Annotated in this window: 16 protein-coding genes; 4 read left to right on the plus strand and 12 right to left on the minus strand. The window is 53.8% G+C overall.

Annotation, left to right across the window (positions count from 1 at the left end; genetic code table 11):
* Positions 1-32 precede the first annotated feature (32 nt).
* The 8 genes from R70331_RS19095 to R70331_RS19135 form a co-directional block, all read right to left on the minus strand.
* Entirely contained in the window at positions 33-1,436 is a 1,404-nt protein-coding gene (locus R70331_RS19095; protein ID WP_042177987.1) for a response regulator transcription factor, read from the minus strand.
* On the minus strand, positions 1,429-3,174 hold the full coding sequence (locus R70331_RS19100) for a sensor histidine kinase (RefSeq protein WP_081947667.1): 1,746 nt from the start codon (positions 3,172-3,174) through the stop codon (positions 1,429-1,431). Before R70331_RS19100 ends, R70331_RS19095 begins: the two co-directional genes overlap by 8 nt.
* 120 nt (positions 3,175-3,294) lie before the next feature.
* Complete coding sequence (locus R70331_RS19105; RefSeq protein ID WP_042177992.1) at positions 3,295-5,130, minus strand: type 2 periplasmic-binding domain-containing protein; 1,836 nt, start codon at positions 5,128-5,130, stop codon at positions 3,295-3,297.
* A 61-nt stretch (positions 5,131-5,191) separates the two neighbouring features.
* Entirely contained in the window at positions 5,192-6,085 is an 894-nt protein-coding gene (locus tag R70331_RS19110; protein ID WP_042177994.1) for a carbohydrate ABC transporter permease, read from the minus strand.
* 13 nt (positions 6,086-6,098) lie between these two features.
* A complete protein-coding gene (locus R70331_RS19115; RefSeq protein ID WP_081947668.1) occupies positions 6,099-7,058 on the minus strand; it encodes an ABC transporter permease in 960 nt (319 codons plus the stop codon).
* Positions 7,059-7,948: 890 nt separating this feature from the next.
* A complete protein-coding gene (locus tag R70331_RS19125) occupies positions 7,949-8,836 on the minus strand; it encodes an SMP-30/gluconolactonase/LRE family protein (RefSeq protein WP_042177998.1) in 888 nt (295 codons plus the stop codon).
* A gap of 104 nt (positions 8,837-8,940) precedes the next feature.
* The gene (locus R70331_RS19130; RefSeq protein ID WP_042178001.1) at positions 8,941-9,294 is read right to left on the minus strand and encodes a cupin domain-containing protein; all 354 of its coding nucleotides are present in this window, start codon (positions 9,292-9,294) and stop codon (positions 8,941-8,943) included.
* A gap of 180 nt (positions 9,295-9,474) precedes the next feature.
* Complete coding sequence (locus R70331_RS19135) at positions 9,475-10,092, minus strand: 50S ribosomal protein L25 (protein WP_042178003.1); 618 nt, start codon at positions 10,090-10,092, stop codon at positions 9,475-9,477.
* Between the two features lie 317 nt (positions 10,093-10,409).
* On the opposite strand from R70331_RS19135, the gene R70331_RS19140 reads away from it, so the two are divergent.
* The gene (locus R70331_RS19140; RefSeq protein ID WP_042178006.1) at positions 10,410-10,703 is read left to right on the plus strand and encodes a GNAT family N-acetyltransferase; all 294 of its coding nucleotides are present in this window, start codon (positions 10,410-10,412) and stop codon (positions 10,701-10,703) included.
* Positions 10,704-10,773: 70 nt separating this feature from the next.
* The gene (locus tag R70331_RS19145) at positions 10,774-11,631 is read left to right on the plus strand and encodes a GNAT family N-acetyltransferase (protein WP_042178008.1); all 858 of its coding nucleotides are present in this window, start codon (positions 10,774-10,776) and stop codon (positions 11,629-11,631) included.
* A gap of 81 nt (positions 11,632-11,712) precedes the next feature.
* Here the strand turns inward: R70331_RS19145 and R70331_RS19150 are convergent, their stop codons facing one another.
* From R70331_RS19150 to R70331_RS19165, 4 genes are all read right to left on the minus strand, one after another.
* Positions 11,713-12,492: a hypothetical protein gene (locus R70331_RS19150; protein WP_052419123.1), complete on the minus strand. Its 780-nt coding sequence runs from the start codon at positions 12,490-12,492 to the stop codon at positions 11,713-11,715.
* 2 nt (positions 12,493-12,494) lie between these two features.
* A complete protein-coding gene (locus tag R70331_RS19155; RefSeq protein WP_042178010.1) occupies positions 12,495-12,947 on the minus strand; it encodes a flavodoxin in 453 nt (150 codons plus the stop codon).
* A gap of 194 nt (positions 12,948-13,141) precedes the next feature.
* Positions 13,142-13,507: a VOC family protein gene (locus tag R70331_RS19160; RefSeq protein ID WP_042178013.1), complete on the minus strand. Its 366-nt coding sequence runs from the start codon at positions 13,505-13,507 to the stop codon at positions 13,142-13,144.
* A 99-nt stretch (positions 13,508-13,606) separates the two neighbouring features.
* Entirely contained in the window at positions 13,607-14,470 is an 864-nt protein-coding gene (locus R70331_RS19165) for a helix-turn-helix domain-containing protein (RefSeq protein ID WP_042178015.1), read from the minus strand.
* A gap of 232 nt (positions 14,471-14,702) precedes the next feature.
* On the opposite strand from R70331_RS19165, the gene R70331_RS19170 reads away from it, so the two are divergent.
* Together R70331_RS19170 and R70331_RS19175 are read left to right on the plus strand one after the other, a co-directional pair.
* Positions 14,703-15,566, plus strand: coding sequence for a class I SAM-dependent methyltransferase (locus tag R70331_RS19170; protein ID WP_042178017.1), 864 nt, complete (start codon positions 14,703-14,705; stop codon positions 15,564-15,566).
* A gap of 9 nt (positions 15,567-15,575) precedes the next feature.
* Positions 15,576-16,316 carry an RluA family pseudouridine synthase gene (locus R70331_RS19175; RefSeq protein ID WP_442950587.1) on the plus strand — a complete coding sequence of 247 codons (741 nt, stop codon included), beginning with the start codon at positions 15,576-15,578 and terminating at the stop codon, positions 16,314-16,316.
* Positions 16,317-16,324: the final 8 nt, after the last annotated feature.

The raw sequence follows: 16,324 nt of genomic DNA on the forward strand, positions 1-16,324 counted from the left end.
CTAGCATGAAGAAGCAGGCGTACAGCCCTTCCTCACAGCTCCGCTCCTTGAGAGCGGTATTCGCTTGGCAGCCGGCCGACCTTCTCCCGGAACAGCCTGCTGAAGTAACGGTCATCCTCAAAGCCTGAGCGGCAGGCGATCTCATGTACCGGATGAGCGGTCTCCAGCAGCAGCGACTTGGCCAGCTCCAGCCGCATGCCGCGCAGTACCTCGCCGAAGCTCTCACCGGCGAAGCGGGCGAAGCACTGGCTGAAATAGCCGCGGCTCATATTGATATGGGCTGCAACATCGCCCTGGTTGATTTTGCGGCCGGTATTCTGCTTCATGTACAGGACGGCGCGGATCAGGCAGAACATGACCTCTTTGCTCAGGCCGAGCTCGATCATCCGCCGCTGCACATGCCCGGCGAACTGACGGAGCCACTGCTTCCAGCTGCACCAGTTCACATTGCCGGCGGAGGCAGCATCAAGCTCAGCCGCCTCTGGCGGACTAAGCAGCAGCGGGCTCCAGTTCTTCAGCAGCGAGCGGCCGAAGGCAGCTACCGCCTCAGCAGCTGGCCGGCGCCGCAGCATTTCCGCAGTGAAGCTGTCCCACTCCTCCCGCTCAAGCGTCCACCTTAGATGCTGAGCCGCTGACGGCAGCGCCGAATCATCTGCCATCCCGCCAGACGGTTCCGCTGCCAGGGCAAGCTCTGCATAATCAAGCCCAGGCGGCTGCTCCTTGCCGCCGTAATAGAACAGCTCCACGCGCGCCGCCTTGCCCAGCACCTGCTCCAGCTCCCGGCACGGTCTGCCCTGCAGTCCGCTGACCAGCGCTGCCTGCCAGCGCCCTGCCGGCAGGGCGCCCAGCTCCCGCTGGATTGCATCGCCGGTTACCCGTCCCTGCAGCGGCAGAATCCACTGCCCCTGCTGGACAATCAGCGGCTGATTCTTCGCCAGGGGGAGCTGGAACAGCTCCTCTTCGCTCTCCTGCCCCTTCAGCGGTACAAAGAGCAGCACCCTGTCAGCGGCCAGGCCTCCGGGTTCTCTACGGCTGAGTGATTCCCGGGTGCTGTCCTCCCATCTCACCCGCTCGACCAGACGGCTGATTGTCGCGTCTGCGTTCTCCACCTCAAGCAGCGTTTTGACAATATAATCGACGGCCCCCAGCCGCAGCGCTTCCTGTACATAGTCAAACTCATGATGGCAGGTCAGCACCACGCAGCGGATAGCCGGAAACTGCTGCCTCACCTGCCGGATCAGCTCAAAACCGGACATGCCCGGCATCGTAATATCCACGAACAAGAGATCGGCCTCCTGCTCACGGAGCAGCGCCAGCGCCGAATTGCCGTCCCCGGCTTCACCAACGATCACCACTCCGAAGGAAGGCCAGTCAATCAGCGAAATAAAGCCCTTGCGTACCAGCCGCTCATCGTCGACCACAATCGCTTTAATCATCAAAGTCCTCCTTGCTTTTGCGCGGAATGATAATAGAGATGTCCGTCCCTTCCCCCACTCCGCTTTTGATCTGCAGGTCCATCTGTCCGCCGTAATAGGTTCGCAGCATCCGCATGACATAAGCGAAGCCGATGCCAAGCCCGCGCTTTTTGGCGCTGTCGTCCGACAGCAGCTCGGCAATCTGGGCATCATTCATCCCGGCCCCGTTATCCCTTACACACAGCTGAATCTCTTCATCACCATGCGCCACGATAATGACATCCACCCGCCCGTGGTCGCTTAGCCCGTGATAGATCGAGTTTTCTACCAGCGGCTGGAGCAGGAACCTCGGCACTGCCGCATCCAGCACCCCGTCTGCCGCCTGTACATTGAATTCGAACTCATAATCATAGCGGATACGCTGCAGCTCCATATAATTGCGGATCGCCTCAATCTCTTCACGGATCGTCACAATAAGGCTCTGCTTGCCCAGATTATAATGCAGCACCTTCACCAGCAGTGTAACCAGCCTGTCAATCTCCTTCTGCCCGTTCAGCCGGGCCAGCCACTGCACCGTATTAAGCGTATTATGCAAAAAATGCGGATTAATCTGGCTGAGCAGCTTTTCTATCTCAAACTGGCTTTTTTGCTTCTCATTGCGCGCTACCGCCTGTATCAGCTCGTTGACCTGATCCTTCATCTGCTGGAAGTTGCTCAGCACAAAATCAAACTCCTCCACATTCGTAAAAGCAACCGGCGCAGTAACATTCTCAGCCATCCGGATAATCTCAACGTTGACCTTGCGCAGCGGACCGTAGATCCGCCTCCAGATCAGCCAGGCCAGCAGACCGGCGAACAGCAGGGTCGAAAGGGCGAGCAGAATCATTTTGTAGAACCAGGCGTAAATTTCGCTGTTGAACACCGATTTTTTGACGGCAGCCACCAGCTTCCAGCCCTGCGGACTCTCGTAACGGAACAGGTGATAGCCCTCCAGCTCCTCATGGGCCGGACGTCCGCTCAGCCCCGCAGCAGTGAGTATCTTGTCAGGCACCTCCCCGTCAATCGCATAGGTCGAGGTCCCCGCCTGATTGACCAGCAGATGGTTCACCGCCATGCCGTAAGCCTGTTCATTAAAAATTTTGCGCAGCAGGCTATAGTTCGTCTCCAGGTAAATATACAGCTCATGCTGGCCGCTCACCCGGACAATCCGCTGCTCCGAGAAGACCACATTGTCGCCGACAGCATACATCGTCCCGTGCGGGCCGAAATAATCCGCCCCGTTGTAGCGCATAAAAGCAGGCAGATTCCCCGTATCGAATCCCCGCCGCATACTCATGTTGGTGAACAGCACCGGGTCCTTGCCGCCGGGCATAACGTAGGCAGTCAACCCGATATAGGGATTGGTGAAATTCACGAGATTAATCTTCTGGTTAATGGAATTCATAATCTGAGATTTGCGGTAAATCTGTTTTTCCTGCAGAAAAGAGGACATTTCCTCCACAATCTGCCCGTCGAGCGCAAACTGCTTGGAGGCGAAGTCCAGATTGTCGATGGCATTCTCCAGGCTCAGTGCTTCCTGACGCAGGCTTGCGCTGATGCCGCTGCCTATTTTGCCGGACAAAATGGAATAGATAGAGGTATAGGATACAATTCCGACAATCAGCAGCGGCAGCAGCGTACCGACCAGCAGGTAGATGACCAGTGTTCTCCTAAGGGATTTCACGGCCGGCGCGAAGCTCCCCTTCTTCATTCTGCGCATTCTGCTAGCCCACTTCGCTTTCTGTAAGCGTTTTATCTGATAGCTTCAGAATACCAGATTTGCCCCGGGTTGAATAGAATAAGGCAGAACAGCTGCTGCGCCGCCCTGCCTCCTCCCTATCTACTTCACACTTTTGCGGGCTTCGAACAGCTCCTCCGCTTTTTTGATGGAGAATTCCATCACTTCGGCATAACCCAGCCCATTCACCTTATCGTGCATTTCCTTGTTCAGCTTATCGAATTCAGCCTGATTTTTGGCAAAAACCATCTTCCAGGACATCTGCTGGATCACGGTGCCGATCTGCTTGTTTTTCTGCTCCAGCGTTTTATCCATCGTCAGCGGCTCTTTACCGGTGAAGCCTTGAGGGGCAACGGCGAGCAGATTATTTTTCTCAAAATACTCCTTAGGCGTCAGCACGCCCATCTTCGCTCTCCAGTCACTGTCCAGCTTGGACGGATTGCGCTCCAGTGTCGTCTGCCACAGATTGTGGTCATACGGCTCATTCGTTTCGGGATTAAGCATCGCCGGCACCACAAACGAGAAGTTCATCTGGTTCGAGCCGTAGTAATAGTCCCCGCCGCCGTATTCCGCCGGAACCTGGGTGTTCTGCTGATCCGTGTATGCCTGCCAGCCAAAATCAGTAACGACCGGCTTGCCGTTTGCGTCTATATCCCAGGTCAGCCCCTTAGGTCCGTTAGGTATAGCTGTTCCGCTGCCTGCCGAGAGCATTGCGCCTTCCGGTGTATACATCCAGTTCAGGAACTCCATAATCCGCGCCGGTTCCTTGGCCTTGGCTCCAATCGCGATAATACCATTGCCGCCGTACACGTTGAAGCCGGTCGAGTACATCAGCTCATCCTTGAACGGCACCATGGCGAAGCCTTTGCCTTCAGCTGTTCTTTCAGCGGTGTTATAGTTGGCGGCGCCGAGCCACGGGAACCAGGAGAACAGCAGGCGGCCGTCTTTATATTTTGCCACAACATCATCAAACTTCTGGGTCAGGGAGTCCGGATCAAGCAGCCCCATCTGGTTGGCGTCGTAGTACAGCTTCAGCGACTTCATATACCAGCTGTCCTCGGACAGGAAGTCGTAATACTTTTCTTCATCGGCTTTGACGAATATCGCTGTCTCCGGAATTTCATCGTAGCCCATCATGTTGGCGAACTGCTTCGCCAAGGTCATTTTGTAGTTGCCGTCCCAGTCAGCCCAGAGTGAGAAGGCATAGTTTTTCTTACCCTGCTCATTTTTCGGCTCCAGCTCCTGCATCTTTTTTAGCACCGGCAGATAATCCTCAATGGAGTTAATCGCAGGTGCGCCGATTTGCTGATACAAATCCCAGCGCAGATCCGGTCCCCAGGTCATGTCCTTGCCCTCGGAAGGTCCGGACGGGTTCGAGGCCACATTGTTCCCGATGCCGAATACCGAATTGCCGCCGCCAAAAGCGACCTTAGCCTTTTCTACAGCCTTCGGAAACTGCTTGGCAATATCAGCGCCGTATTTGTCCAGCAGCCCGTCCTGGGTCCAGTCGAGCAGCAGCTTGCCTTTGATCGCATTCGGATAATGGTTTTTGTCATCCCCGAAAACAATAATGTCGCCCAGGTTACCGGAGGCCATCATTGCTGAAATCTTCGTATCTCCGCCGGTCAGGTTGGACGCAACGATATCCAGCTCGATGTTAAACTTATCCTTGATCACCTTGGCAAACCAGCCGGTCTGCGGCCCTGCATAGTTGGCGGTTGTCGAGAACACGGTCAGCTTCAGCGGCTTGGAATGATCCAGCGCACCGTCATCCGGCGCAGCCGTTGCCTCCGTACCGGCAGTAGCCTCTGCCGCAGGCTTTTCTGTACTCTCAGCCGGACCTGCGTTGCCGCCGTTATTGTTACCCCCGCCGCAGGCTGCCAGCACGAACACCATAATCGCGCTCAGCAGCAGCAGCGGCAATCTTTTCAACTTCATACCTTTACCCCCTAATAAAGTTTAATAGACCTATACATGCATGAAGCCGGCTGCGGCCTCCTCAGCCTTTGACCGCGCCGATCATAATGCCTTTGACAAAAAAGCGCTGGAAGAACGGGTACACAATCAGAATCGGCAGCACGACAATCATCGTCACCGTCATCCGCACAGAGGTCGGCGTCTGCATATTCTGCACGCTTGCCGCCATATCCGGTGAATTACGGATGAGCGCTGCCAGCGAGCTTGATTCGTTCAGATAGCGCCAGAGCAGAAACTGCAGCGTGAAATACTTGGTTTCCGTCATCAGGAACGCCGTATCGATGAAGGAGTTCCACTGGCTAACCGCCGAAAAAATCGTAATCGTCGCCAGAATCGGCGTCGTCAGCGGAACGATAATACTCCAGAACACCCGCAGATAACCTGCCCCGTCAATGCTGGCTGACTCCTCCAGTGAGGGTGGAATCGCCTCAACAAAGGTTTTGACCAGAATGATGTTGAACGGGGTAATAATCGTCGGCAAAATATAAGCCAGATAGTTGTTGGTCAGATGCAGATTGTGCATGGTGATGTACCACGGAATCAGCCCGGCGCTGAAATACATGGTGACAACAATGCTCCGGTACCAGATTTGACGGCCCCACATCTCCTTTTTGGTGAACAGGTAGCCGAGGAAAGCCGATGCACCGACTGTCAGCAGCGTACCCACCACCGTCCGGTAGACTGACACAAGCGCCGCGTGGCTCAGCCCGCTGATCCGCAGTACTTTGGAGTAGTTGTCAAAATGAATATCCCGCGGATAAAACTTGATGTAGCCCGCAGCGCTGAGATCATTGGAGCTGATGGTGTTGATGAACAGGTAGTAGAACGGATATATGCAGCTGAGCGTGAACACTCCGAACAGCACGTAGATGATTCCCTGGAACAGGGCATCGCCTGGCTTCAGCTTTTTGCGCAAATGGAATCACCCCTTAAATAATCGATTCATCCCGTACAACCTTGGACAAGGTGTTGGCTGCGAACAGCAGCGCCACGCTGACGACCGACTTGAGCATGCTGACGGCTGTCGCGAACGGAAAATTGTTGGCAAACGCAATATTGTAGACGTATAAATCCAGCACCTCAATCGTGTCCTTGTTCATCGCGTTCTGGAAAGCGAAGTACTGCTCCATCCCGTTGTTCACGAAGTTTCCGATCGAGAGCAGCAGCAGCACGAAGAACGTGGGGATGAGTCCCGGTACGGTGATATGCCAGATTTTGCGGAACCGGCTGGCCCCGTCCACCTCTGCCGCTTCATACAATTCCTGGTCAATGCCGGCAATCGCCGCCAGATACAGGATCGCTCCCCAGCCGAGCGACTTCCACCAGTACCAGGCAATCATCGTCAGCCAGATATGGGAGCTGGAAGCCAGAAAGTTGAAGCCTTCATCTACCAGTCCAAGCTGAACCAGTACATGGGTCACGACGCCGTTGTCTACAGAAAACAGGGAGAACGCCAGCGCATAAACCAGAATCCAGCTGATAAAGTTGGGGATTGTCGTCAGCGTCTGCACCATTTTGCGGTACCAGCCTGCCTTGATCTCTGTCAGCAGAATGGCGAAGATTACCGGAAACACTGAGGTGACCAGCCCGAGTGAGCTCATCGCCACCGTATTTTTCAGCACACGCAGCACTTCCGCGGTCTGGGTCGGATTCTCCACCATCGTCCGGAACCATTTCAGCCCGACATAGGGCGTATCCGACAAAGGAATACCCGGTATGAAATCATAGAAGGCGTAGATCCACCCGCTGACCGGCAGATAATAGAAAATAAAAGTAATCACAAGAAAAGGTAACGCCATCAGGAACAGCTTATACTTGTTCTGCAGGTTCCCGCGGGTCCGGCGGGCCGGCTCGGCGCTGTGCAGCAGCTTGCCAGAAGGTACTCCCATGCCTCTATCTCCTAATATCCAGATTTTTGTTTACGCTTTCATCGTAGCAGAAGCACCGGCATTGCCGGGATAGAGGCCAGCCACCGGTTAAGCGAGAGCCGTCCGGAAATTGCGGACCATTTTCGCAAGGAAGTGAACCATTTTCACAGTGGGTAGGAGTGTGCTGAGTGAGCGTAGTGGATGAGAACGGTGGTGGGTGCTGCTGTGCGTGATGATGCTGCTGTGCGGACGGGACTGGTGGGGCGGCGGAACGGGACGGGGTTGTGCGATTGGAGCAGATGGTGCGGACCAAGGCAAATTGTCAAGGTTTCCGGTACGTACAATAACCCCGCCAAAGTATTCCCCGGCCGGATGCCGGTTCAGGTGCTTTACGGAGCTGCTCTTTTTATATTCAAAAAAGCCTCCCGTGATGAGAAGCCTGTTGTGTACGTTCATAATAGGTCCGCCGGTTACGCAATAAGCGCCGGCACACTGTTAAACTCCAGTTGCTTCCGCTGGAAGTATGGTGATTCAACAATTAGTTGGATATTCGCCACTTAATTCCATCCATTCTCAACTTTTCTAATCATTAATTGGAAAATCGCCACTTATTTCTGGCCATAAAGCCCATTTTGAATGAAACTCGTATATTTAGGTGGCTTTTTTCCCACTAACACCTTCGCTCCAGGCAGTTTTCCAGAATTAGATGGCGAATTTCCATTTAACTCGATCAGCGATCTTTGCTTGACCAGCAGTCAGCTATCCGCAGTCGCCAGCAGCATCTATACCGCCATTAGAAAATCAACTTAGGTGTACTTTCAGACTGCAGTTATACCTCGCACGTACAACAATTTACTGTTTTTAGTTGCACCATATACACTTTTTCCGACTCTGCCGGCTTAAACGGAGTCTCATCTTTCACTCCGGAAAATATTAGCCACAGTCCCCTGCACGCCAGGCTTGAACCGGAACAGCCCGCCTGTCAGCGGCCAGCGCTCCAGCTCTTCTTCGCTCATCCCGTTGCGTGCTGTCGTGATATACAGCTCATCCAGCGCTTCACCGCCGAAGGTGCACGAAGTTACATTCAGCGCCGGCACCTCAATCCTGCCGATTTGTTCCCCGGTATGGGGATTCCAGCGCGACACGCAGCTGCCGCCCCACTGGGCGACCCAGAGCATGCCTTCACGGTCGATCGTCATCCCGTCAGGGACATCTCTGCCCTCCGGCAGATGGATAATCGCCCGGCGGTTGCTCACCTTTCCGGTCTCCAATTCATAATCCAGAGCATCTACGGCTCTGGTTACAGAATCAATATAGTACATACGGCCAAGCTGGTCATCCCAGGCCAGACCGTTCGAGATGCCGACCCCGTTCAGCACCTGCCGGACCTGCCCGCCATTATCCATCACATACAGGCTGCCCGACGAACGGTCGGAGCCCATACTCATCGAGCCGAACCACAGTCTGCCGCTGCTGTCGCACTTGGCATCGTTCAGCCTGTTGTTTGGAAGCCCGGATTCAATCTCTGCAAGCTGCTCAAGCTGGTCGGGATTGCTGCCGTCATACCTGTAGATGCCTTCCTGAAGCGCCAGAATCCAGCCGCCTGCAGCATCAGGGACAGCTGCTCCGATTCTCTGCGCGAACGTAACCGTCTGCTCCTTGCCTGCCGCCGGATCATAGCTGCGCAGCTGGCAGCCTTCTATATCCACCCAGTACAGCTTGCTGTCTGTGTCATTCCAGTGCGGTCCTTCGCCCAGCACCGCCTGTGCGTCTATAACCAGTTCTGCCCTATCAGTCATCTGACCATTCCTCCCAAATATACGAATAATGATAGGATAGTACACTGCTGTCTATTTTACCTTCGATTGCATAGAGACTCCCAACTTACGCCAGCCGGCTTCTGTTACCTGACTGCCATGAATAAGGAAGGAGACAAATCTTCACTTTCGATTACAATTGCAGTTAAGCCATGGGATGTAATCGTTTCGTGCCACTCCCCCTTCTGCCAGAATACAGCTTCTCCCGCCTGAACCCTTATGTATTCGTTATGCTCACCTCTTACCTTGCCCTCACCTGCAATGATAAGGAGGATTTGAGGGGTTATCGCCTGGTGGTATCCAATAACACCGTCAGCCTCCAGGTAGGTACACCCGATATGGGCAGTTCCATTAAGCTGGATAATCCGGGACATGACAAAATCAGAATTAAATTGAGAGATTTTTTTACCGCACTCTTTATCAAATCTGTACAGCTCCATAACGTGCCTCCTTTTTACCTGTCAAATCTATGTTGAAACCTGCCAATTCAGATTTTCTCACTGTACATTAACCTTATATTACACACATAGCAAGCAGGAAGGAGCAGACAGCTCCAATAAGAGATTGTCTGCTCCTTCCAAATAAATCCACTCTATATCATCCTGCCGTTAAGCCGGATCTTACTCTTCTGTCTTACCCTCATCCGCATCCAGAGCGGCTGACGGTTCTTCAGCAGCTTCGCCTTCAGCAGGCTCCTCATTGGCAATCGGCGGCGAAATCCGCACAATCAGCGTATCCTCAGGGGTCAAGATTTCCCAGCCGTCATGCTTGGGCAGATCGGATACCAGCAGCTGGTCGCCGATTTCCAGATTGCTGATATCCACGTCAAAGGTTGGAGTCAGCTTATCCGGGAGCGTTCTGATATCGAGCTCATACAGCTCAATCTGCTGGATACCGCCCATCTTCACTCCAGATGGATCGCCTGTGAACTGGAACGCTACTTTCGTATCCAGCTCCGCCTTCATATCAATCTGCTGCAGATCCACATGCAGAATATTGCGTGAGAGCGGCTGGCGCTGAATTTCAGCGATTACCGCGTTTTTAGCGCTTGAACCCGGAAGCTCAACCTTGAGAATGGCCCGCGGATTTTTGCTGACAATTTCATTAAGCGCCTTTGCATCCGCCGAAAAGGATTGTGTATCTGAACCTGCACCGTAGACGACAACCGGTACAAAGCCTTTTTTCCGCGTTGCAGAAGCCGAGCCGGATCTTTCAGTCAAACGAACTGTAGTATTCATGATAATTCCTCCTAGAAGTTTTGTTAGCTTCAGCTTCCGTGAGTCTCTTCGGACAAAACTCGCTTCGAAAGCATACGCTATGTTTGGTGAGCTGCAGCATGAATGTACATGCAGTCAGCTTAGCTGCGTCCAATAGTACTTCTGTAGCTGCTGCTGGACTTGCGTATGGAAACAAGACCCGTTAGAAATACAGGTCTAATTAGTTTTTTAATTACCCTGCCAGACACTAAGGGAAACATCCTTATACTGCCTTTTCTCGCTTTTTGCTGCTGGGAATAGTAAAATAAAGCCATATTACAGTGACTGGAGTGAAGAATATGGGACAAATTGTTCAGGGTGAAGGCCGTTTTTATATTGCTGGTGACGGAAAGGATCTTGCCGAGATTACATACAGGCTGGAAGAGGCTACGGGGAACTGGATCGTTGATCACACCTTCGTCTCGGAAGAGCTGCGCGGGCAGGGTACAGGCGAGAAGCTGGTGCGGGCAGTAGTTGATAAGGCCCGTGAAGCACGTGTGAAGATTATTCCGGAATGCCCTTACGCCGCCAAGCAATTCGAACGGCACAAGGAATATTCCGACGTGCTCAGCGGAGACGGAAGCGCATCATAAAGCGTACCCGTTTCCTTGGGAGCATGAAGAGCATGAAGCGTGTTAACGCTCAACATTAGGAGGAAACGGATTGAATACTCAGGATACATTAAAAGAAATTGAAGAGCTCCAGCTGCGCTGCGAGCAATATGAGGGAATCTCCCTGAAACTGAACTGGGACATGCTGGAGCATACCATGGAAGCCGGAGGGACAGAATGGCTCGTGACCTATGAGGAGGATCAGCTCGTCGGCTTCATTGGCCTGTACGGCTTCGGCGGCAGCATGGAAGTGTGCGGTATGGTGCGGCCGGGTTTCCGGCGCAGAGGCATATTTACATCACTCTGGGAGCGGGCACAGAATAAAATCAGACAGCGCAATATCTCTACATTGCTTCTGAATGCTCCGGCAGCCTCGGCATCTGGCGCCGGGTTCCTGAAGAGCCTGCCGCTGGTGTTCGGACATGCCGAATACCAGATGAAATGGGACCCTTCGGCCGCCCTGCAGGGTCCGGGAGAAGCAAGCTCCGCTGCCGGGACAGTTACTCTGCGTCCTGCACGCGAAGATGAATCCGCCATCCTCATTAAGCTGGACAGCTCCGGGTTTAATATGACCGAGGAGGAAGCGGCTGAAATGTTTGAAGAGCAGAACCTTGAAGCGCTTCAGGAGCATATTATCATCGAGCTGAACGGGCAGCCTGCCGGCAAAATGCGGCTCTGGACGGATAACAATGAGACCTGGATCTACGGTCTAACCGTGGACAAGGACCTGCGGGGCCTCGGGATTGGACGAAGCGCCCTGCAGCAGACCATTGAGCGGGAGAGCCGCAACTACAACGGAGTGAATCTTGAAGTGGCCCTGGACAATCCGAACGCGCTGAAGCTGTATGAAAGCTGCGGCTTCGTGATTGTGAACCGGCAGGACTATTACCGCTACACAGGCTCGTTGTAGGACACCATAAAAGCCACCGCCGCCCGGCAGGTTACCGGGCGGCGGTGGCTTTTACATTGTTGTCCCGTAAAATAGTGCAGGCTACATCAGACCGAACCCGCCATAGGCGGTCTCACTTTTCTCATTTCTGCGGCTATCTACACTGACGTTCCGGTCAGCGGTATGATCCTTATTCAGAAACACCGACAGCAGCCGTACATAATCCAGCGATTCGTCAAGCGGAATCCCTGCGCCGTCAAAGATATGCCTCCGTCCGTCCATTAAGGAATAGATTTCAATGGTATCTGCCGGCTCACCGTATGCTTTATGGCAGAACACATTAGCCATATGGAGGAAGCCGGTGATTACATCCTCATGCCCGGACACCATAAATTTCTGTATGTTCAGGCAGCGTCCGCTGCGCTCCGAATTCCAGGCCAGCTGAAAGATCATCGCCAGCTCGACCGACAGCTCAGGAACCTGGGTATGCCACTGTTCATAGAGCATAACAGGGATCTCACCTGTATGATTGACTGGTGCAAGCCGCATGAGCTCATCGCCAACCGCCGTCTTAACATCCCAGTAATGCATCAGCGACGGAAAAGCATCGCTTTTGGGCGGCCAGCGCCGTTCCAGCAGAAATTGAATCGGCGTCTCCCGGCGCACCGCAGGCTGCAGGCTGTAAAAATCATTCAGTGTGTGGCCGATTGCGTACTGAACCTGCTGCCTCCAGCGCGGAAGACCGGTGGCCGCAGCCCCGCCGGCAAGCGATTCTGCGCCGCCCAGTATAATATGCTCCATCCGAAAATCATTTAGCCTGGCATACCGAACCTCCGGCATTTCCGCTTTTTCCGTTTCCCGGCTTCCAACCGCGCCGCCCATTCTTAAGAAACCGCCGCGCAGGTCTCGAGAAATTGGCGTCCGAAGGTACGGCAGGTTTCTTTTTCCGCCGCATTCGGGCCGTACTCAATCTTCAGGCTCTCCTGGACGATCTCTGCCCCGCGCTCCTTCAGCTTCTCTTCAATCAGGTCCACCGCGCCGCAGTATATCGAATAGCCGGTATCCCCGCTGCCAAATGCAGCTGCCTTATATCCGGCCAGATTGAGCTCCTCCATCTCCTCGTAAAAGTCCAGGAATTCGTCCGGAAGCTCACCGTCGCCCCATGTATAGGCGCCCAGCAGCACCGCTTCATAATGATTTATCTCATCCGCATTGCAGTCGGTTACCGATTTCAGAACAGCTTCTCCGCCGGCCTCGCGTATTCCTTCCGCAATCAGTTCAGCAATCTCTTCCGTATTGCCGGTTAAGCTGGCATATGCCACTAGCACCTTAGCCATGATCTGTCCTCCCTAGTTAAGCATGAAGTATATGATGGCTCCATATTGTACCGCAAAGCCAAATTTAATTATCCCTATTTTATTTGATAATGATTCTCATTGTCAACATATAAAAAAAAGCAAACAACAGCCCAGTATCAGGCTCCAGTCCGCTTTTCTGCTTCATCCTATGAGATTACAATGTGCTGTATCCTTTAATATGCGCCTTCAAGCAGTGTAATGCCATTGCCGTCCGGATCGCGGAAATTCATCTCACGGCCTCCGTATTCCATTGTAACCGGCGGCTCACAGTCCAGCCCTCTCTCTTTAAGCTCCGCATAAGTCTCATCCAGGCTGCTGCAAGAGTACACCAGATTAACAACACCAGTCGTATGCTTGCCCCATTTGTGCTCGTCCCAGATAATGATTCCCGGCAGCTTGCCCTCAAATCCGATCTTTGCCCCGTCACCGTTACCGAAACCTTCAAACGGAACAGGGATTCCTAGAACCTCTGAGTAAAAAGCTACAAGAGCAGCGGTATCCTTGGTATACAGATTAATGCCTTCAAATGCCGATATCATAATGGTTCACTCTCTCTTCCTGTTCTAATGTCAGCCTTGTCCGGCTAATAAATTTATTCTACCCTCAGGCTCAGCCCCTGTATTGCAAAAAAACGACATTTATCGCCTTGCATATGCCAGCGCCTCCCTCGGAGTCTGGCCGGCAAAACGCTTGAAGCTGTTGTTAAAATGGGACTGGTGGCTGTAGCCGTAAGCATATACCAGATCCTGAACATCTCTGATCTGCGAAGATGGACGATACAGATTCCGCCAGACATTCTGAAATCTGACCAGATCAGCAACCTGCTTCGGGGATACGCCGGTAGTTTCGCGGAACAGCCGTTCAAGCTGCCGGCTGCTGAGCCCGGAGCTGCTCCCAAGGCTGCTTACCGCAATGACCCCTTTAGCCCGCAGAATATCATGCACGGCATTCATCAGCCCGCTGTGGCTGGCGCGTGCCCGTTCCAATCGGCGCAGCAGAACCCGCTCAGCCACAGCAATACGTTCAGCCATCGACCCGGCAGACGCCAGCTGCTCTTCGAGCTCTCTGCGGAAAAAGCTGAAATACCGCTCCACCCCGCCGTGATAATTAAGTACGGCATTAAGCGGCTCATCCGCGAACAAATGCACCGCCCAAAAATGAAAGCGGATGGCAAAGCGCAGACTGGACGCAGAAGGTTCAGCTCCCTCCACTTCAAAGGGCGTATCATTGATTCCGCAAAAAACGCCGCCGGAAGCTCCGGTATCCGAGTCCCATTCCAATATGATATCCATGCAGGTGTCGGGAATGATGATCTCCCGCGCCGGCTGTTGTCCGGACAGCTTGTCCGGCATGACTGACCGTTCTCCGGGAGCTGCTCCGCACTCTCCCATGCTGCCCCAGTAGCAGCGGATGTACGGCTGCAGCGCCTTACAGGGCATTAGCTCTCCTGCACTGTCCGGCCGTGCTGTAATCGGATAATACAGCTCTGCGAGATTGTACATCTGCTCTCCTCCTCCGTTGTCCCGAATGAACTGTTTCTCTGATCATACACAATGATCGGCTGCCGTGCCAGATCAGGAGAAGCGTCGATCCAATTCCCGGTGTACTATTATGCACAGTCCGGGTGATGGGCAAGCTGGGAATAGTCGCAGCTTTGCAACCTTTTTGTTTGTAGCTGCCCGGTTAAATGTTGTACAATGAAGTCTAAATGAATTTTTGAAGGATGGATTAATGATGTATATTGCAGGCGATTGGAAAGACTACGAAGTTCTGGATACCGGAGGCGGAGAGAAGCTGGAGCGCTGGGGAGATATTATCCTGCGCCGCCCTGATCCGCAGATTATCTGGCCGCTGACCCAAGAGACAGCGAAGTGGCGTGATGTGCACGGACATTATCACCGCAGCTCCTCCGGCGGCGGACAATGGGAAATGAAAAAGACAATTCCGGATGACTGGAAAATCAGCTATGGCAAGCTGAAATTTAATCTGCGTCCGACTAACTTCAAGCATACGGGACTTTTCCCTGAGCAGGCGGCTAACTGGAGCTGGATGATGGACAAGATTGCCGGCGCGAACCGCCCGGTCTCTGTACTTAATCTGTTCGCTTATACGGGCGGAGCTACTGTTGCTGCTGCCAGTGCAGGTGCGTCGGTTGTTCATGTTGACGCAGCCAAGGGCATGGTACAGTGGGCAAAAGAAAATATCCAGCTGTCTGGTTTGGGCGAGCGCCCGGTCCGCTTCATCACTGACGACGTTTTCAAATTCGTCCAGCGTGAACAGCGCCGCGGCAGCAAATACGATGCCATTATTATGGACCCTCCGTCCTATGGACGCGGTCCAGGAGGCGAAATGTGGAAGCTGGAATCCAGCCTCTACCCTTTCCTCGAGAGCTGCATGGAGATTATGAGCGACAGACCGCTCTTTATGCTGATCAATTCTTACACTACCGGCATCTCACCGACCGTGCTGCGGAACATGCTCAATATGACCATGGGCAAGCGTTACGGCGGCAAGCTGACCTCCGGCGAAATCGGCCTGCCGATTACCGCGTCGGGTATGAATCTGCCTTGCGGAATTTTGGGCCGCTGGGAGGCGTAAGCCATGAGTATGCAGCATAGCAATTCAGAGGGTGAGCAGTCCGGCACACAGTCCCGTTTCGAAATTCTATTCGAGGACAATCACCTGCTCGGCATTGTGAAGCCTGTGAACATTCCTGTACAGGAGGATGCTACCGGTGATCCCGATCTGCTCAGCCTGCTCAAGGAGGACGTGAAGGAGCGGTATAATAAACCGGGCAATGTGTTCATGGGCCTGGTTCACCGGCTGGATCGTCCGGTCGGCGGGGCCATGATCTTCGCCAAGACCTCCAAGGCTGCTTCCCGGCTGTCTGAGAGCGTCCGCACCCATGCTTTCCGCAAGGTGTATCTGACTGTCGTCCACGGCAAGCCACCCGCTCCCCATGGACGGCTGATTAATACACTGCTGAAGGATGCCAAGAGCAATACCGTCTCGATCGTCCGTAAAGGCACGCCGGGCGGCAAGGAAGCCATCCTTGATTATACAGTGCTTGGAACAGCTGAAGGCTACAGCCTGCTGAAGATTGACCTGCTGACCGGACGCTCCCACCAGATCCGCGTACAGCTTAGCGGCATCGGCTGTCCGCTGTCCGGAGACCAGAAATACGGCGCCGCCGTGAACCGGCCCGGCCAGCAGATTGCCCTCTGGTCAGCGGTTGTCGGCTTCCCGCATCCGGTCACCAAAGAAGAAATCGAACTGATCTCGCTGCCGCCGCAGGCTCATCCCTGGAGTCTGTGGCCGCAGCAGGTACAGAAACAGGCCATCCGCTGACGGATGGC

It is taken from the genome of Paenibacillus sp. FSL R7-0331 (assembly GCF_000758645.1).
Taxonomy (GTDB): Bacteria; Bacillota; Bacilli; order Paenibacillales; family Paenibacillaceae; genus Paenibacillus_AQ; species Paenibacillus_AQ camerounensis.